The organism is Streptomyces sp. NBC_00310 (assembly GCF_036208085.1).
GTDB lineage: Bacteria > Actinomycetota > Actinomycetes > Streptomycetales > Streptomycetaceae > Streptomyces.
This window is the reverse complement of record NZ_CP130714.1, coordinates 6,704,653-6,722,209: the sequence shown is the minus strand read 5'-3', so window position 1 is coordinate 6,722,209 and position 17,557 is coordinate 6,704,653. Positions and strand designations below refer to the sequence as shown.

16 protein-coding genes are annotated in these 17,557 nt (G+C 72.0%); 11 read left to right on the top strand and 5 right to left on the bottom strand.

All coding sequences use genetic code 11. From position 1 onward, the window contains the following. The first annotated feature begins 462 nt into the window (after positions 1 to 462). The 3 genes from OG202_RS29460 (at position 463) to OG202_RS29450 (ending at position 4,468) form a co-directional block, all read left to right on the top strand. Complete coding sequence (locus OG202_RS29460; RefSeq protein WP_326585665.1) at positions 463 to 1,122, top strand: response regulator transcription factor; 660 nt, start codon at positions 463 to 465, stop codon at positions 1,120 to 1,122. A gap of 327 nt (positions 1,123 to 1,449) precedes the next feature. Continuing rightward, on the top strand, positions 1,450 to 3,387 hold the full coding sequence (locus OG202_RS29455; protein ID WP_328223865.1) for a 2-oxoacid:acceptor oxidoreductase subunit alpha: 1,938 nt from the start codon (positions 1,450 to 1,452) through the stop codon (positions 3,385 to 3,387). Continuing rightward, positions 3,380 to 4,468 carry a 2-oxoacid:ferredoxin oxidoreductase subunit beta gene (locus OG202_RS29450; RefSeq protein WP_328223864.1) on the top strand — a complete coding sequence of 363 codons (1,089 nt, stop codon included), beginning with the start codon at positions 3,380 to 3,382 and terminating at the stop codon, positions 4,466 to 4,468. Before OG202_RS29455 ends, OG202_RS29450 begins: the two co-directional genes overlap by 8 nt. A gap of 46 nt (positions 4,469 to 4,514) precedes the next feature. Here the strand turns inward: OG202_RS29450 and OG202_RS29445 are convergent, their stop codons facing one another. Beyond that, the gene (locus OG202_RS29445) at positions 4,515 to 4,937 is read right to left on the bottom strand and encodes a winged helix-turn-helix transcriptional regulator (protein WP_327728207.1); all 423 of its coding nucleotides are present in this window, start codon (positions 4,935 to 4,937) and stop codon (positions 4,515 to 4,517) included. A gap of 91 nt (positions 4,938 to 5,028) precedes the next feature. Between OG202_RS29445 and OG202_RS29440 the strand changes: the two genes are divergently transcribed. The 3 genes from OG202_RS29440 to OG202_RS29430 all read left to right on the top strand — a co-directional run bounded on the left by OG202_RS29440 (position 5,029) and on the right by OG202_RS29430 (position 8,219). After that, entirely contained in the window at positions 5,029 to 5,883 is an 855-nt protein-coding gene (locus OG202_RS29440; RefSeq protein ID WP_327728208.1) for an SDR family oxidoreductase, read from the top strand. Positions 5,884 to 6,121: 238 nt separating this feature from the next. Next, complete coding sequence (gene rarD / locus OG202_RS29435; RefSeq protein WP_327728209.1) at positions 6,122 to 7,144, top strand: EamA family transporter RarD; 1,023 nt, start codon at positions 6,122 to 6,124, stop codon at positions 7,142 to 7,144. Positions 7,145 to 7,265: 121 nt separating this feature from the next. Continuing rightward, positions 7,266 to 8,219, top strand: a complete 954-nt coding sequence (locus tag OG202_RS29430) for a M28 family metallopeptidase (protein ID WP_328223863.1) — start codon at positions 7,266 to 7,268, stop codon at positions 8,217 to 8,219. Positions 8,220 to 8,270: 51 nt separating this feature from the next. Here the strand turns inward: OG202_RS29430 and OG202_RS29425 are convergent, their stop codons facing one another. From OG202_RS29425 to OG202_RS29410, 4 genes are all read right to left on the bottom strand, one after another. Then, positions 8,271 to 8,903, bottom strand: a complete 633-nt coding sequence (locus OG202_RS29425; protein WP_328223862.1) for a hypothetical protein — start codon at positions 8,901 to 8,903, stop codon at positions 8,271 to 8,273. Beyond that, positions 8,893 to 11,592 (bottom strand): hypothetical protein, encoded by a 2,700-nt coding sequence (locus tag OG202_RS29420; RefSeq protein ID WP_328223861.1) that lies wholly within the window; start codon positions 11,590 to 11,592, stop codon positions 8,893 to 8,895. The genes OG202_RS29425 and OG202_RS29420 overlap by 11 nt, the downstream gene beginning before the upstream one ends. A gap of 7 nt (positions 11,593 to 11,599) precedes the next feature. Next, positions 11,600 to 12,487 (bottom strand): hypothetical protein, encoded by an 888-nt coding sequence (locus tag OG202_RS29415; protein ID WP_328223860.1) that lies wholly within the window; start codon positions 12,485 to 12,487, stop codon positions 11,600 to 11,602. Between the two features lie 80 nt (positions 12,488 to 12,567). Continuing rightward, positions 12,568 to 13,602, bottom strand: a complete 1,035-nt coding sequence (locus OG202_RS29410; protein ID WP_326578937.1) for a peptidoglycan DD-metalloendopeptidase family protein — start codon at positions 13,600 to 13,602, stop codon at positions 12,568 to 12,570. Between the two features lie 291 nt (positions 13,603 to 13,893). Between OG202_RS29410 and OG202_RS29405 the strand changes: the two genes are divergently transcribed. The 5 genes from OG202_RS29405 (at position 13,894) to OG202_RS29385 (ending at position 17,426) form a co-directional block, all read left to right on the top strand. Next, positions 13,894 to 14,418 (top strand): DUF6668 family protein, encoded by a 525-nt coding sequence (locus OG202_RS29405; protein ID WP_326585666.1) that lies wholly within the window; start codon positions 13,894 to 13,896, stop codon positions 14,416 to 14,418. Continuing rightward, the gene (locus OG202_RS29400) at positions 14,415 to 14,675 is read left to right on the top strand and encodes a hypothetical protein (RefSeq protein WP_326578939.1); all 261 of its coding nucleotides are present in this window, start codon (positions 14,415 to 14,417) and stop codon (positions 14,673 to 14,675) included. Before OG202_RS29405 ends, OG202_RS29400 begins: the two co-directional genes overlap by 4 nt. A gap of 424 nt (positions 14,676 to 15,099) precedes the next feature. Then, entirely contained in the window at positions 15,100 to 15,396 is a 297-nt protein-coding gene (locus tag OG202_RS29395; RefSeq protein ID WP_037693804.1) for a hypothetical protein, read from the top strand. Between the two features lie 31 nt (positions 15,397 to 15,427). Then, on the top strand, positions 15,428 to 16,231 hold the full coding sequence (locus OG202_RS29390) for a hypothetical protein (protein WP_327728213.1): 804 nt from the start codon (positions 15,428 to 15,430) through the stop codon (positions 16,229 to 16,231). 1 nt (position 16,232) lies between these two features. After that, on the top strand, positions 16,233 to 17,426 hold the full coding sequence (locus OG202_RS29385) for a hypothetical protein (RefSeq protein ID WP_326578945.1): 1,194 nt from the start codon (positions 16,233 to 16,235) through the stop codon (positions 17,424 to 17,426). The last annotated feature ends 131 nt before the right edge of the window (positions 17,427 to 17,557 follow it).

Sequence of the window (17,557 nt, the reverse complement as noted above, 5' to 3'; positions counted from 1 at the left end):
CGATTCTGCCCCTGCGCACTGCCGTGGTTCCCTGCCGGACGCGCTCGGCGGGCGGGGACCGCGGCTCCATACGCGTGGGCCGTGGCTCCCCTGCGCGCGGCCCGATTCTGCCCCTGCGCACTGCCGTGGTTCCCGCCGGACACACTCGACGATCCTCTGGCGGCGGCAGTGGCTCCGTGGGCGCGGGCGGCCCACCTCACCGTTCCCCGCCCCACCCACGCCCGCGCCCGCGCCACTCCACCCCTTCGAGCGGAGCCACCGCGCCCCGGAACCCCCGCCTGGGAGGGACGCGGGTGGTGTTCGGCCAGTTCGTAGGCTGTTTCTGTCTCTCTTTTCTTGGCTGGGCGGCGCCTGGGCGTGCCGATGCTGGAATGCTGGGGGCTGTTGTTCGGGCCGGGCCGAAGCTGGTGGCCGGTCGGGGGTGGTGCGGGTGTCGTGGGGGGACAGGGCGTGGAGGACAGGGTGCGGGTGGTCATCGCCGAGGATTCGGTGCTGCTGCGAGAGGGGCTGACGCGGCTGCTGACCGACCGGGGGCACGACGTCGTGGCGGGGGTCGGGGACGGGAACGCCCTGATCAAGACGATCACCGAGTTCGCCGCGCAGGGGGATCTGCCGGACGTGGTCGTCGCCGATGTGCGGATGCCGCCGACGCACACCGACGAGGGTGTGCGGGCCGCCGTACAGCTGCGGAAGCAGCACCCTGAGCTGGGGGTGCTCGTGCTGTCGCAGTACGTGGAGGAGCGGTACGCCACCGAACTGCTCGCGGGGTCCAGTCGCGGCGTCGGGTATCTGCTGAAGGACCGGGTCGCCGAGGTGCGGGAGTTCGTGGACGCGGTGGTGCGGGTGGCCCGGGGCGGCACGGCGCTGGACCCGGAGGTGGTCGCGCAGCTGCTCGGGCGGAGCCGGAAGCAGGACGTGCTCGCGGGGCTGACCCCCCGGGAGCGCGAGGTGCTGGGGCTGATGGCGGAGGGGCGGACCAACTCGGCGGTCGCCCGGCAGCTGGTCGTCAGTGACGGTGCCGTCGAGAAGCACGTCAGCAATATCTTTCTGAAGCTCGGGCTGTCCCCCAGCGACGGGGACCACCGGCGCGTTCTGGCGGTGCTCACCTACCTCAATTCATGACCGTCTGACACTGTGTCAGCAAGGGGCGGTCGATCGCCCGCCCTCCACCCGGACCCCACCCGCTCTCCGCCCACCCCCCACCCGCTCTCGGCCCACCCCCTGCCCGTCCTCCGTCCGGACCGAGAACCATCGGTCGGCGGTGCGCGTCTCCGAAGGAAGCGGCAGGGGCGGGTAAATCATGACAAGTCAGGGCGTCAGGCAGTCTCAAAACAGCGTCCATCAGGCGAAAGGACGAGGGAAGGCCACCCTCGCCGACGTAGGGTTGGTCCGGGGAGGGCCGGCGGGACGGCCGTTCCCGGACAGCCGCCTCAAGGGAGGTCCAGTTCAGTGACCAGCCAGGTCAGCAGCCCAGCGGAGCCGGCCGACGAGGCCGCTCTGGGAGAACTGAGGGAACAGCGCAAACCGGCGGGGACGAAGGACGTCCGCCGACTCGATCGGGTGATCATTCGCTTCGCCGGGGACTCCGGTGACGGTATGCAGCTCACCGGCGACCGCTTCACCTCCGAAACGGCCTCCTTCGGCAACGACCTCTCCACCCTGCCGAACTTCCCCGCCGAGATCCGCGCCCCCGCCGGCACCCTCCCGGGTGTGTCCAGCTTCCAACTGCACTTCGCCGACCACGACATCCTCACCCCGGGTGACGCGCCCAACGTGCTCGTCGCCATGAACCCGGCCGCCCTGAAGGCGAACATCGGTGACGTGCCGCGCGGCGCGGAGATCATCGTCAACACGGACGAATTCACCAGACGGGCGATGCAGAAGGTCGGGTACGCGGCCAACCCGCTGGAGGACGGGTCGCTGGACGGATACAGCGTCCATCCGGTGCCGCTGACCACCCTCACCGTCGAGGCCCTCAAGGAGTTCGACCTCAGCCGCAAGGAGGCCGAGCGCAGCAAGAACATGTTCGCGCTCGGCCTTCTGTCGTGGATGTACCACCGGCCGACCGAGGGCACCGAGAAGTTCCTGGCGGCCAAGTTCGCCAAGAAGCCCGAGATCGCGGCCGCCAACCTCGCCGCCTTCCGCGCCGGGTGGAACTTCGGCGAGACGACCGAGGACTTCGCCGTCAGTTACGAGGTCGCGCCGGCCGCCACCGCCTTCCCCGTCGGCACGTACCGGAACATCTCCGGGAACCTGGCGCTGTCGTACGGGCTGATCGCGGCGTCCCGGCAGGCGGATCTGCCGCTGTACCTGGGCTCGTACCCGATCACGCCGGCCTCGGACATCCTGCACGAGCTGAGCCGGCACAAGAACTTCGGTGTGCGGACCTTCCAGGCCGAGGACGAGATCGCGGGCATCGGGGCCGCGCTGGGGGCCGCGTTCGGGGGTTCCCTGGCGGTCACGACCACCTCCGGTCCCGGGGTGGCGCTCAAGTCGGAGACCATCGGGCTCGCCGTCTCGCTCGAACTGCCGCTGCTCGTCATCGACATCCAGCGCGGCGGACCGTCCACCGGGCTGCCGACCAAGACCGAGCAGGCGGACCTGCTCCAGGCGATGTACGGCAGGAACGGGGAGGCGCCGGTGCCGGTGGTCGCGCCGCGCACTCCGGCCGACTGCTTCGACGCGGCCATCGAGGCCGCCCGGATCGCGCTGACGTACCGCACGCCGGTGTTCCTGCTGTCGGACGGCTACCTGGCCAACGGCAGCGAGCCCTGGCGCATCCCCGAGATCGACGAACTGCCGGATCTGACCGTGCAGTTCACCCAGGGACCCAACCACACCCTCGACGACGGCACCGAGGTCTTCTGGCCCTACAAGCGCGACCCGGAGACCCTCGCCCGCCCCTGGGCGATCCCGGGCACGCCCGGCCTCGAACACCGGATCGGCGGCATCGAGAAGCAGGACGGCACGGGCAACATCTCGTACGACCCGGCCAACCACGACTTCATGGTGCGCACCCGGCAGGCGAAGATCGACGGGATCGACGTGCCCGACGTCGAGGTCGACGATCCGCACGAGGCCCGGACCCTGGTGCTGGGCTGGGGGTCGACGTACGGGCCGATCACGGCGGCGGTACGGCGGCTGCGTACGGCCGGGGAGTCCATCGCACAGGCCCATCTGCGGCACCTCAACCCCTTCCCGCGGAATCTGGGTGCGGTGCTGAGGCGTTACGACAAGGTGGTGGTCCCCGAGATGAACCTCGGGCAGCTCGCCCTGCTCATCCGGGCGAAGTACCTGGTCGACGCCCATTCGTACAACCAGGTGAACGGCATGCCGTTCAAGGCGGAGCAGCTCGCCACGGCTCTCAAGGAGGCCATCGATGGCTGAGAGGTCCACGGAAGGCGCGGGTACGGGAGGCACGATCGAGGCGCTTTCCCTCGTGCCCAAGGCCACGGCCCGGCAGTCCATGAAGGACTTCAAGTCCGACCAGGAGGTGCGCTGGTGCCCCGGCTGCGGTGACTACGCGATCCTCGCCGCCGTCCAGGGCTTCATGCCCGAGCTGGGGCTGGCCAAGGAGAACATCGTCTTCGTCTCGGGCATCGGCTGCTCGTCCCGCTTCCCGTACTACATGGACACGTACGGGATGCACTCGATCCACGGGCGGGCGCCGGCGATCGCGACCGGGCTCGCCACCTCGCGGCGTGACCTGTCCGTGTGGGTGGTGACCGGTGACGGCGACGCGCTGTCCATCGGCGGCAACCATCTGATCCACGCGCTGCGCCGCAATGTGAACCTGAAGATCCTGCTCTTCAACAACCGCATCTACGGCCTGACGAAGGGCCAGTACAGCCCGACGTCGGAGGTCGGGAAGGTCACCAAGTCGACACCGATGGGGTCGCTGGACGCGCCCTTCAATCCGGTGTCGCTGGCGATCGGGGCGGAGGCGTCGTTCGTGGCGCGGACCGTCGACTCCGACCGCAGGCATCTGACGGAGGTACTGCGGCAGGCCGCCGCCCACCCGGGGACGGCACTCGTCGAGATCTACCAGAACTGCAACATCTTCAACGACGGCGCCTTCGAGGTCCTCAAGGACCGGCAGCAGGCGGAGGAGGCCGTCATCCGGCTGGAGCACGGCAGGCAGATCCGGTTCGGGCCGGCCGGCACGCGGGGGGTCGTACGGGACGAGGTGACCGGTGATCTGAAGGTGGTCACCGTGACCGAGGAGAACGAGTCGCGGATCCTGGTCCACGACGCGCACGCGCAGTCCCCGACCACGGCTTTCGCGCTCTCCCGGCTCGCCGACCCGGACACCCTCCACCACACCCCGATCGGCGTCCTGCGATCCGTCGAACGGCCCGTCTACGACACCCAGATGGCCGACCAACTCGACTCCGCCATCGAGCAGTTCGGCAAGGGAGACCTGTCGGCGCTGCTGGCGGGCGGGGACACGTGGACCGTCGTCGGGTGACCACGACCGTCAGCTGAGCATGGTCACCCCAGGGGCCCGGGCCGGTTCAGGCCCGGGCCTCGTCGTACGCCTGCCGGGCCTGCTGCACGTCGTCCATGCGGTCCTTGGTCCAGCCCGCCAGGGCACGCACCTGTTCGGCGGCCTCGCGGCCGAGGTCGGTGAGGGAGTAGTCGACGCGGGGCGGGATGACGGGCTTGGCGTCCCGGTGGACGAGGCCGTCGCGCTCCAGGGTCTGGAGGGTCTGGGTGAGCATCTTCTCGCTGACGCGGCCGATGGCCCGGCGCAGCTCACTGAAGCGGTACGGCCGCTCCAGCAGCTCGATCAGGACGAGGACACCCCAACGGCTGGTGACATGCTCCAGGACGAGGCGGTAGGGACAGACTCCCTCGCCGTCCCTGTCGTCCTTGTGATCCTTGTGTCCCTTGTCGTGCTTGGTCGCGGGCTGTGTCGACACCTTACTTACGGCCATGCCAGTACCTTACTTCAAAGTGGGTACTTTCGCAGAGTTAGCGCACCCCCTAGGGTTAGTGGCGCACCCGCCCCCCTGGAGGAGTTTCACCATGAGCATCGTCGTCACCGGAGCGACCGGACACCTCGGCAAGATCGTCGTCGAGGGTCTGCTGGAGAAGGTCCCGGCCGAGCAGATCACGGCCGTCGTCCGCAGCGAGGAGAAGGCCGCCGGGTTCGCGGCGCGCGGCGTGAAGATCGCCGTGGCCGACTACAACACCCCCGAGACCTTCGACGGCCTCTTCGCCGCCGGCGACAAGGTGCTGCTGGTCTCCGGCAGCGAACTCGACAAGAACCGCGTCGCCCAGCACCAGGTCGTGATCGACGCCGCCAAGGCGGCCGGGGTCGCGCTCCTCGCGTACACCAGCGCGCCGGGCAGCCTGACGGCCGCGCTCGCCAACGACCACCGGGGCACCGAGGAGGCGCTGCTCGCCTCCGGTCTGCCGTCCACCCTGCTGCGCAACGGCTGGTACAACGAGAACTACACCGAGCAGCTCGCGCCGGTGCTGGAGTACAGCGCCGTCACCCACGCCGCCGGCGAGGGCCGGGTCTCCTCCGCGGCCCGCGCGGACTACGCGGCAGCCGCGGTCGCCGTGCTGACCGGCGAGGGCCACGAGAACCAGACGTACGAGCTCGGCGGCGACACCGCCTGGAGCTTCGCCGAGTACGCGGCCGAGCTGAGCAAGCAGACCGGCAAGGAGATAGCGAACAACCCCGTCCCGGTCGAGGCCCTCACCGGCATCCTGACCGGCGCCGGGCTCCCCGAGCCGCTGGCCGCGACCCTCGCGGGCGTGGACGCGTCCATCGAGAAGGGTGAGCTGGTCGTCTCCTCCGGTGACCTCTCCCGCCTCATCGGCCGCCCGACCACGCCGATCGCGGACTCGATCGCGGTGGCACTGAAGGCGTGACCCGCCCGGATCGAGCAGCTCGGCCCGGGGCCCAGCCGTCCGGCCCGGCTCCGGGGCCGTAGGACTCCGGAGCCGTAAGACTCCGGTCGGCGCCCCGGACTCCCCCTCGGGGCACCCACCCCCGGCTGTCATGACCGTATCCCGATACGGGCATGACAGCCGGGGGTGCTCGGCGTTACCTTCGGGAGGCCGAGGGTTCGGGGGTCGCGGTGGCGCGGCCGGGCGAGGAGGAGGGGCCGTGGCTGCGCAGCCGAGGGGCGAACACCGGATAGGCCTGTTGAACGGCTTCGCCGCGTACGGGATGTGGGGGCTCGTCCCGCTCTTCTGGCCCCTGCTGAAGCCGTCCGGCGCGGTGGAGATCCTCGCCCACCGCATGGTCTGGTCCCTCGCGGTCGTCGGTGTCGCGCTGCTGGTGCTGCGGCGCTGGTCCTGGGCCGGTGAGCTGCTGCGACAGCCACGCAGGCTCGCTCTGATCACGGTCGCGGCGGCGACGATCACCGTCAACTGGGGCGTGTACATCTGGGCCGTGAACACCCACCAGGTGGTCGAGGCCTCCCTCGGGTACTTCATCAACCCGCTGGTCACCATCGCCATCGGCGTCCTGCTGCTGAAGGAACGGCTGCGGCCCGTCCAGTGGACGGCGGTCGGCGTCGGCTTCGCGGCCGTCCTCGTCCTCACGATCGGCTACGGGCGGCCGCCGTGGATCTCCCTCTGCCTCGCCTTCTCCTTCGCCACGTACGGGCTGGTGAAGAAGAAGGTCAACCTGGGCGGTGTCGAGTCGCTCGCCGCGGAGACCGCGATCCAGTTCCTGCCCGCGCTGGGATATCTGCTGTGGCTGGGGTCGCGAGGGGACGCCACCTTCGGTCCGGAGGGGACGGGACACGCCCTGCTTCTCGCCGCGACCGGACTGGTGACCGCCCTGCCGCTGGTCTGCTTCGGGGCGGCCGCGATCCGGGTGCCGCTGTCCACGCTGGGGCTGCTGCAGTACCTGGCGCCGGTGTTCCAGTTCCTGCTGGGGGTCTTCTACTTCGGCGAGGCCATGCCGCCCGAGCGCTGGGCCGGCTTCGCGCTGGTGTGGCTGGCGCTGTCGCTGCTGACGTGGGACGCACTGCGGACGGCACGGGTGGCGCGGAGGCGGCTGGCGGAGTTGGAGGACTCGGAGGGACGGGACGAGCAGGACGAGCGGGACGAGCGGGACGAGCGGGAGGGGCCGTCGGCGGCCACCGAGGCCTCCGGTGTGCCCACCCCCCTGGCCAAATAGCACTCTTGACGGAGAGTCAGTCCCACCCGCACCATCCAGGCACCTCATTCAGCCGGGATCGCCATGGACACATCAACAGTGTCGTCCATGGCGATCCCCATGGAATTCGGAGCCCCCCACTATGAAGCTCTCCGTTCCAGCCACGGGACGCACCGCCGTCGCCGCCGTCGCGGTGGCCACGCTGTTCACCACCGGGTCCATAGCCGGGGCGGCACCCGCCCCGGACGTGACGGTCGCCGCCGCGCCCGACCTCCCCGTGGCCAACGTCAAGGCCCACCTGACCCAGTTCCAGTCCATCGCCGCCGCCAACGGCGGCAACAGAGCGCACGGCCGCGCCGGCTACCTCGCTTCGCTGAACTACGTGAAGGGCAAGCTCGACGCGGCGGGCTTCGTCACCACCACGCAGTCCTTCACCTCCGGCGGCCGCACCGGCTACAACCTGATCGCGGACTGGCCAGGCGGCGACACGAATCAGGTTGTCATGGCCGGTTCACATCTGGACAGTGTCACCTCGGGTGCCGGCATCAACGACAACGGCTCGGGTTCCGCCGCCGTACTGGAGGCCGCGCTGACCGTGTCCCGCACGAACTACCAGCCCACGAAGCACCTGCGGTTCGCCTGGTGGGGCGCGGAGGAGCTGGGCCTCGTCGGCTCCCGCTACTACGTCAACAACCTGTCCACCGCGAACCGGGCCCGCATCAGCGGCTATCTCAACTTCGACATGATCGGCTCGCCGAACCCCGGGTACTTCGTCTACGACGACGACGCCGTCATCGAGCAGACCTTCAAGGACTACTTCACCGGGATCGGTGTCGCGACCGAGATCGAGACCGAGGGCGACGGCCGCTCCGACCACGCGCCCTTCAAGAGCGCCGGCGTTCCCGTCGGCGGCCTCTTCACGGGGGCGAGCCGTGCGAAGACCGCCGCGCAGGTCGCCAAGTGGGGCGGCACGTCCGGCCAGGCCTTCGACCGGTGCTACCACTCCTCCTGCGACACCACGTCCAACATCAACGACACGGCGCTCGACCGAAACGGGGACGCGCTGGCGTACGCGGTGTGGGAGCTGTCGGAGTAGGGGCGGCGCCTCTCGTAGGCAGAGCTTCAGGTGGTGTGGTTCCGGGGTCGGTCAGCGGCGTGGACCCGCGGCCGGCCCCGGCCCCTGCGGTACGGCGGGTGCGCGGGTGCGGGTGATCACCGAGGTGCGTTCCGCCGCGAGGGCGTGGGCGTGGGCCGGGGTCGCGCTCGTCGACCTGAGGCGGGACGCGACCGAGGTGGGCATCCGGGTGCCGTGGGCGAGATCGGCGGCCGCTCCGGAACGGAGGGCGCCGACCCGGGCCAGGTGGCTCTGCCGCTGTTCCGGGCTGAGCGAGGCGACGTCGGCACCCAGAGCGGCCCGTACGGCCGCGGGGTGCGTCGGAATCGGGGCGGCGCCCTGCGCGGGGGCCCGGTAGGGGTCCAGGCCGGCGGAACGCAGGGCCGCGGCGCGGGCGTTCCAGGGTGCCGCGTCCGGGACACGCCGGCCTGCTCCTTCGTGCTGCCGCCGGCCCCCGCTGCTCGTCGGGTGGTCGACGGTGCGCCAACTCATCGTGCCGGTCAGCTCGTTGACGTGGACCTCGACCCGGGGGCGGCGGGTGGTGGCGGGCGAGCCCGGGGAGCGGTGGCGGGCGGCCTCGGCGGCGGACCCGGACCCGGCGCTCTGCGCGGCTCCGAGGAGCCGCCGGGCGTCCGGTTCTCGTCGTCCGGAGTGGTCACTGGCCATGGGCGTAAGGGGCGGGGTCGAGGGCGCGGGCCCGTTCGGTGAGGCGGGTCATGCGGGTGCGGGCCTTTTCGAGTTGTTCCAGGTCGTCGGCGGCGGGACCCGCGTCGGCGGCGAGGTCGGCCCAGACGGCGATCAGGTCGCGGCCCAGGTGCAGACCCTGGAGCGGGTCGCGGACCGCGCGCCAGGCAGCCGCCGCGCTCTGGACGTTGCCGTACGCGGCCCGCTGGTCGCGCAGACGGTGGCGGAGGACGGCCAGGTCGAGGGAGAGGTGGAAGGAGCGGAGGGCGTCGCCGGCCAAGTAGGCGATGTAGGCGGTCAGTTCGCGAAGTTTCAGTACCTCGGGGTGCTGTGGGCCCAGCGTCGCCGTCGCCTGCGCGACCGTCTGCTCGGCCATCTCCGCGGCCTCCTGGATCCGGCCCAGTTTCACCGCCTCGTTGATGCGCGACACGGGCTCCGCGAACGGTGACGCCGTGTCGCCGCCCTCCTCCGCCGTGTCCAGCACCGCTTCGGCGACCGCGTCGAACTCCCGTACCGGCGCGGGCTTCGGCGCGCTGTCCTCCTCCAGCACCTTCCACTCGGGAGCGGAGTAGGCATCGGTGGCGGACTCCTCCGGAGGGGCCAGTACGGGGGGTGCGGATGCGGATGCGGATGCGGATGCGAATGCGGGTTCAGGGGTGGGAGCGGGGGCGGTCGTGTGCGTCGGCATCGGCATCGGCGTCGGGGCCGGTGTCGGTGTCGGTGTCGGTGTCGGCGGCCAGGGCTGGGGCTCCAGCGTGGCGGGCCCCGACTCCGGCGCCGCCTCCGAGGCAGGGGACGGGGACGGCTCGTGCGTCGGCTGCGGGGTGGGGTCCTCGGCCGGTGCCGGGGGCCAGGGCTGCGGGTTCAGGGAGGCCGATGCCGACCGTGGGGTGTCGGAGGAGATGTCGGGCGGGGTGGTGGCCTGCTCCGGGTGCCAGGGCCGGGGAGTCGTCCGGGCCGGAGGCTGAAGCAGCTCCGGGTCCATGACCGGGCCGAACTCGCCTGTCGGGGGCGAGACGGTGCCGGGGGTCGGGGCGGCGTCGCCGGTGGGCTCGGTGCCGGAGGCCGCGGCGGCGTCGCCGGTCGGCTCGGTGCCGGAGGCCGCGGCGGCGTCGCCGGTCGGCTCGGTGCCGGAGGCCGCGGCGGCGTCGCCGGTGGGCTCGGCCGACGAGGGCTTGCCGTCCGGGTCCGCCGGAATGCCCGGCAGGGTCAGCGGGAGCCCCGGGGTGCGGGGCGGCCGTGCCAAGGGCCCCTCCTTCGGTTCCGGCACCGCGCGCAGCACGTACGTCGAGGGCGCGACCCCGCCGGACACCGGGTCCGACGGCTGCCCCTGCTGCCCCTGCTTCTCCTTCGCCGCCGTGAGCGGCATCGTGCGGGGCTCCCGCTTCACCTCGGGGGCCGCCGCGGCCACGGGTTCCGCCGAGGGCCGGTCCGACTGCGCCCCGGGGGCGACGGACGACTCCGGCATCGCGTGCGGGGGTGCGACCGCGGGCGCCGGCTTCGCCGCCGACAGCGGCAGCGTGCTCGGCTCCCGCTTCGGCCGCTCGGGCTCCGGCGCGGCCGACTCCGCCGAGGGCACCGGCTTCCCCGCGGCCAACCGCATCGTGCTGGGCTCCCGCCTCGGCTGCTCCTGAGAGTGCGTCCGCGACTCCGGCCGCGCCTGAGCCTCCGGCCGCACGTCCCGCTGGGCCTCCGGCTGCACGTCCCGCTGGGCTTGCGGCTGCGGGTGCGGGTGCGGCTGGCGCTCGGGGTGCGCCGACGACTCCGGCCCGGCCTGCGCCGACCACTGCGGCTGGGCCTGCGCCTGGGCCTGCGGCTGTCCGTCCAGCTGCGGCTGCCGCTCGGGCTGCGCCTCGGGCAGCACATCCGGTTGCGGTCGACGCTCAGCCTGCGCCTGCGCCTGCGCCTGCGCCTGCCAACTCGGCTCCGGCTGGGCTTGCGCGTACTGCTGCGGCTGCGGCTGCGGCTGCGGCTGCGGCTGCGGCTGCGGCTGCGGCTGCGCATGGGGTGCCGTACCGGTCGGCTGGTTCGATCGGTCCTGGTCGTCCGGGAGTTCAGGGCCCGCGGCTGCCGACTCCGGCACCGCGCGCAGGACATGTGTCGACCGGTCACGGCGTGGGCCGTGTGCGGGAGCCGGCGGCTCGGGAGACTCCGGCGCCGCCCATCGGGCCGCCTCCTCGCCGAGGTGGGCCGCCGCGGCCGTACCCGACCGGCCGGCCACGGGCGTGGGCCCGACCGCGGGCGCGGGCGGGATCCCGGGAGTACGCACGCCCGGATCCGCAGCCACATGCCCACGCACCCCCGCACCCGGCACCGCCCCCTCCCGCTCACTCACCGGCGGCGCTCCCGCGAACCCCCTCGGCTCTCCCACCCGTACCGGTTCCCCGGCGTAGTGGCTGGAGCCGTCGACGTGGATCTGGAGAGGGACGACGTAGCCGATGCGTTCGTCGTGGACGGTGGCGAGGACGGGGTGGCCGGTGGCGAGGGCGAGGCGGTGGAGATAGTCGAGTGCGGCGGCCTGGAGGGACTCCCCGGCCGCCGGGGGCACGGACATGCCGCCGACCGTCGCGCCGGCCTCGGCGGAGACGCGTACGTCGATCGGGGTCAGTCCGGCCGGCGCACGCCCCGCGCGCTTGAGTTCCCGCTTCTGTTCGCGGCTGAGTCGAGTCATCGTTCCCTCACTCGGGTCGGGCAGAAGGAGAAGAAGGGGAAGGAGAAAGAGAAGGCGTGGACGAGGCGGCGGAGTCTGCCCCGGACGGCTCCGGTGCCGATACCTCTGCCTCCACCGTACGCACCTCGTCCACCCGCCACGGCTCGCCCTTGCCCGAGCGAACCAGCTTCACGTACACCGTGGCCTGAGGTCCGGTCCCCGTCCAGCCGTCGCGGCCGTGCGCCGTGCCGTCGACGAAGAGGGCGCGGTAGGCGTCCCGCGCCGAGTCGGGGGGTGCGTCGCCGTCGTCGTCCAGCTCCACGTCGACGGTGGTCCACGCCTCGTGCGCGGCCCAGGAGTTCCACTGTTCGCCCGCGCCGCTCGCGGGGTGGTACGAGTGCTCGGCCTTCGCCCTGGCGGCGGTGAACCAGCGCGCGGAGCGAAGGACGGCGTCGTGCGGGCCGGTGTCGTACTTCGTGTCGTAGCCGTACGCGACCTCGGTCCAGGCCTCGGCGACCGCGGTCGCGTCCGTGTCGTCGACGCCGCTGGGGCTCGGGACCCGCGCGTCGGAGCCGAGCGGTTTACCGGACGGCAGGGGGGCCTTGGGGGTGAAGGGCGGTTCGGACGAGGCCGTGCCGCCGCCCGCCGTCTCGCGGTGGTCCTCCAGGCCGCACGCGGCGAGGACCGCCACTCCGGTCACCGTCGCGAGCGCGACCGCGACCGCCCTGCGGACCGCCCTGCCGAGTCCGCCGGCCACAGCTCCGGCCACGGCTCCGGCTCCGGCCACGGCTCCGACCCCGACCCCGACCCCGTACGGCCCGCCGGGCACATGCGGTCCGCCGCGCTCGTCACGCCCCCCGCGCTCGTCACGCTCCCCGCGCCCGCCGCGCGCATCGCGCATCGTGTTCACCCGCATTCCCCTCCTCACCTCAGTGTCCTGCCTCGCCGATGGCGTCGTCCACGTCGAACGCCGTGCCCGCATCGCCCACGTCATCACTACAGCCCCAACCAGGGCGCCGGATTCACGTACTTGTCGTTCTGCATCACCTCGAAGTGGAGGTGCGCGCCCGTCGAGTAGCCCGTCGAGCCGACCAGGCCGACGCGTTGACCGACCTTCACCTTGTCGCCGGCCTGGACGCTGAGGCCGCGCAGCATGTGGTTGTAGGTCGTGGAGACGCGGTCGCCGTTGATGGTTCCGTGGGAGATGACGACGCGGTTGCCGTAGCCGTTGGTCCAGCCCGCGAAGGTGACTTCGCCGTCGCGGGCGGCGAGGACCGGCTTGCCCTCGGCCACGCCGAAGTCGGTGCCGGTGTGCAGTTTGCGGACCCCGAGTATGGGGTGCATGCGCCAGCCGTACGGGGAGGTCACGGGCGGGTTGCCGGAGAGCGGCATCGCCATCTCCTTGCCGTCCGGGAGCTTGCCCGGCGGGTCGTCCACCGACTCGTACTTGGCGATGAGCGACTTGATGCGGGCGACGTAGTTCCGGGTCTCGGTGTAGGGCGGGATACCGCCGTACTGGTGCACGGCGCCGGGGCCCGCGTTGTACGCGGCGAGCGCCAGGTCGAGCGTCTCGCCCGTCGCCTCGCCCCGGTCCTTGTAACCCTGGACCTGCTTGGCGAGGGCGCAGTCGTAGCGGCCCTGGGCCATGATCGCGTCACCGGGGTCGTACGGGGAGACGCGTCCGTTGCCGTCGTCGTCCTTGCCCCAGCTCGGCCAGGTGCCGGGCATGAACTGGCTCAACCCCTCGGCACCGACAGGGGACTTGGCGTTCGGGTTCCAGCCCGACTCGGCCTCGATCTGCGCGGCGATCACGGCCGGCTTGATGACGTCGCACATGGCGCCCGCCTTGAGCACCCAGGGCACGTACTCCGCCGGCACCTGACCGGTCTTGAGGCCGCCGCCGACGCCCTGTTCCTCGGCGTCGGCCTCGCCGCCCCCGCTCACCGCGACCATCATGACCACCGGCATCATCACGGCCGCCACGCAGCCGCCGACGACCCAGGTCGTGACGGACCCTCCCCCGTTGGACATGCGCTCCCCTCAGCGTCGAAGTCCAGTCATGTTCCTGCCACTTGTGGCCAGGCAGTCGAGTCTCCCCGCTCACCCCCGCCGCGTGCGTCACCAGCGCGTCACAGGCTCGTCGCAGGAACTCACGTCCCGATTCCCAAGCCGCCCGCGGGCCGTGAAGATCGGGGGTGGGCGCCTCGCCGGGCACGGAACCGGCGGCGAGCACCGCGCCGGGTGCGACGGGCACGACGAACTCAGGAAGACTGCTGTGATCAGCGGCGGAAACGGGGAGTGGTGGAGAGCGGTGATGCGGTGATGCAGCCGGGCACGGGACAGGCGGCGGCCGGGCCGGAGATCTGGGTGCGGGGGCCGGTGGCGGAACCGGAGGCACGGCCGCAGGACCCGCCACCCCTGGCGGCCGCGAGCGCACGGCGGTTCTCCTGGGTCGCCACGCACGGCGGCGCCGGGACGACCACCCTCGCGACGGTCTTCGGCGGCCATGACGCGGGCCGCAACTGGCCGCAACCCGAACACGGCGATCCGGCGTCGGTGCTCCTGGTGGGGCGCACGCACGCCGCCGGGCTCGACGCGGTCTCGCACACCCTGGACATCTTCCGGCGGGGCGACGCGCCGCCGGGGCTCGACCTCGACGCGATCGTGCTGGTCGCGGACGCGCCCGGCCGGCTGCCCCGGCAGCTCGTGCAGCGCGTGAAGGTGATCGGTTCCGTCATAGACGTCTACCGCGTGCCCTGGGTGCCCGCCTGGCGCACCGGCGATCTCACCGGACCGCCGCCGCGGGAGAGCGCGGCGCTGGCCCGTCTGACCGGGAGGACCCCATGAGCAGCACCCTGTACGCCGCCGCCACGACACTGGCCGGACCTCCGGCCGTGGTCACCCGTGAGCTCAACTACGTCCTGAACATCCTCGCCTGGCTGGTCACCGCGGCCGGTGTGTGCGGGCTGCTGATCGTCGGCTCGCGGATGGCCGTCTCCCTGCGGTCCGGGGAGGGCGACGAGCATCTCAGCCAGTTCGCCATGGTCATGGGCGCCTGCATCATCGGCGCGACGGCGGGGCCGATCGTGGGGTTCGTGTTGTAGGGGCTCGTGCTGCAGGGAGTCGTGCTGCAGGGAGTCGTGCTGCAAAGAACCCGTGAGCAGGACAGGGGCGACGGCCCGCCGGTTACTCGTCAACCGGCGGGCCGTCGTCGTACGTGGGCCACCCCAGGGACGAACACCGGTACGAGCCCCTCCGCTTCGCCGCAGGTCCGGGCGATGCTGACGGCACGTCACTGTCCCGGACATGACGAGAGCTTCCCGTCTGTCACGAGCACGTCACCGACAGGTGCTGGATCACTACATCCCTTGGTTTCGGCTCACAGGAGTCGCCAAGCTCACAGGGCGACCGGGAACCCGGGCACGTCACGCCGGCTCCGCGAGCATCCCAATGTCCCATCCGCTCACATCAGTTGACGTCAGCCCGCCCGCCCACGGCGGGCCGGCCGAGACAACGGGGAGAAACCACATGCTGCACGCGATGGCCGCCAAGGCACATCAGTCCCTCTACCTGGCCGACGGCACGGTCCCCAACCCCAACCGCGACGCCCCCGCCGAACTCACCGGCAAGGTCGACACCGTGCTCGGCATCGTCGCCTGGGCCGGCACCGCGGCGGGCGTCGCGGGTGTGCTGATCACCGGCGCGATGATGGCGATCTCCATGCGCCGCGGCGAGGGCTCGGAGCACATGGGCCGGCTCGGCATGGTCCTCGGCGGCTGTGTGCTGGTCGCCACCGCCGGCCCGCTCGTGAACTTCGTCTTCTAGCCGTCCGAGCACGTCGAAAGGGGGAGCGACGATGCTGAACTCCGGCCGGGCCCAAGGGGGCAGCGGGGAGTGGGAGCAGCCGTTCTGGCAGCAGCGGGGCTGGATCCTGTCGGCCGGGTTCCTGGTGGTGCTGCTCGTCCTCGCGGTCCTCTTCGCGGTGACGGGCAACGGCAGCGAGGGGTCCGCCGGCTCGTCCGGCGACCCGGGCCCGGCGCCGACCTCGACGTCGGACTCCGGCGACGGCGGCAGCGGCGACGGCAAGGGCAAGGGCAACGGCCGTGCGGACGCCCGGCCCGCCGGCTGCCGCACCGACGACAGCGACCAGGCCAAGCCCACCGAGGCGCCGCACGACTTCCACTGGAAGGCCAACGGCACCGGCCTGGTCCCGGTCTCCAAGGCGGCGGGCCCGCTCAAGTACGACGGACCGGTCTGGTCCTGCTTCGCCCACACCCCGCTGGGGGCCGTCATGGCGGCCCACTCCATCACCGACCATCTCAGCTACGACGGCTGGCGCGAGGTCGTCGACCGGCAGGTCGTGCCGGGCGCGGGCCGCGACGCGCTGATCGCGAGCCGCTCCCAGGAGGCCGACCAGTCCACCACGGGCTCGCCGGACGCCGGTGGCTACGCCGGCTTCACGGTCCTGTCGTACGACGAGACGCAGGCGACCGTGATGGTCCTGGTGCGCGGCATGGGCGAGGGCGGCTTCGGCTCCGCCTCGGTGACCATGCGCTGGCAGGGCGGCGACTGGAAGCTCTCGCCCGACCCGGACGGCACGGTCTACAGCGGTGTGTCGCAGGTCAGCGGCACCAACGGCTTCGTCACCTGGGAGGCGTGAGATGGCCTGCTCCTGGAAGCTCTACGACTGCGTCATCGAAGAGGGCGGCAAGCAGTTCACCGAGGGTGCCGTGGTCGTCTTCGCCAAGGCGATCGGCGACGGCGCGGCGGAGGTGCTGAAGTCGCTCAACGGCGTCTGGCTGAGCGTCGACGTGCGGGACCCGGCGGGAAACGGCGGCGGCCACGGCCAGGCGGCCGCAGGCAGTCCCATCGGCCAGATCACCGCCGAGGTCAACTGGATCGTCGCCTATGTGGCGGTGGCCTCGTTGCTGCTCGCCGCGATCCGCATGGCGGTGGACCGCAAGGGCCAGTCCATGAAGCAGGCGTTCATGGGGATGTGGAAGGTCATCCTCGTCGGCGCGGCCTCCGTCCCCGTGGTCACGGCCCTGATGGCGGCATCGGACGCGTACGCCAAGGACGTGTACGAGCGATCCGACCTCGGTGACAACGCCGCCACGATGCTGGGTGTGCTGAGTCTCAACCAGCCGGGCCTGGTGCTCATCTTCGGTCTGCTGGTGATGCTGTCGAGCTTCGTGCAGATCGTGCTGATGTACATCCGCATCGGTGTCCTGATCATGCTGGTCGGCACGCTGCCGCTGGCCGCCGCCTCCTCGATGACCGGGTGGGGCGAGGGCTGGTGGAAGAAGCACATCGGCTGGCTCGCGGCCTGGCTGCTGTACAAGCCGGCCGCGGCCCTGATCATCTACGCGGCCACCGCGATGACCAAGGACACCAAGAACCTGAACTCGGTCATCGCCGGCATGGGCATGCTGATCATGGCGGTGTTCGCCCTGCCCGCCCTCCTCAAGCTGATCGTCCCGGCCACGGCCGCCCTCGGCGGCACCTCCGGCGGCACGGTCGCGCTGGGCGCCGCCAACAACATCGCCTCCGGCGCGGTCAGTATCGCCGGCGGCTCCGCGGGGGGCGGCGGAGGCGGTGGAGGCGGCGGCTCCGCGGGCCCCCAGGGCTCGCCCTCCTCGGGCGCCGGTTCCTCCGCGGGCGCCGCGGGCGGAGCAGGTGGAGCCGCCGGAGGCGCAGGCGCGGCGGCCGGCACAGCGGCCGCGGGCGCGGCCACCGGGGGCGCGGCCCTCGCGGTCCAGGCCGCCGCGGTCGCCGTACAGACGGGCGTGGCGGCGGCGACCGAAGTCGCCAACTCCCTGGACGACAACGACGGCATGAAGGGCCACAACCAGTAGCCCCTGCCCCTGGAAAAGGCGCCGCGGGCCCTCTTTTCCAGGGGCGCGGGGAACTGCGCGATCAGCCCCCACCCACCCGCGGCCGCCGTCCGACACAGCACCACCCGAGCTCGTCGGCACTCGACCCAGCG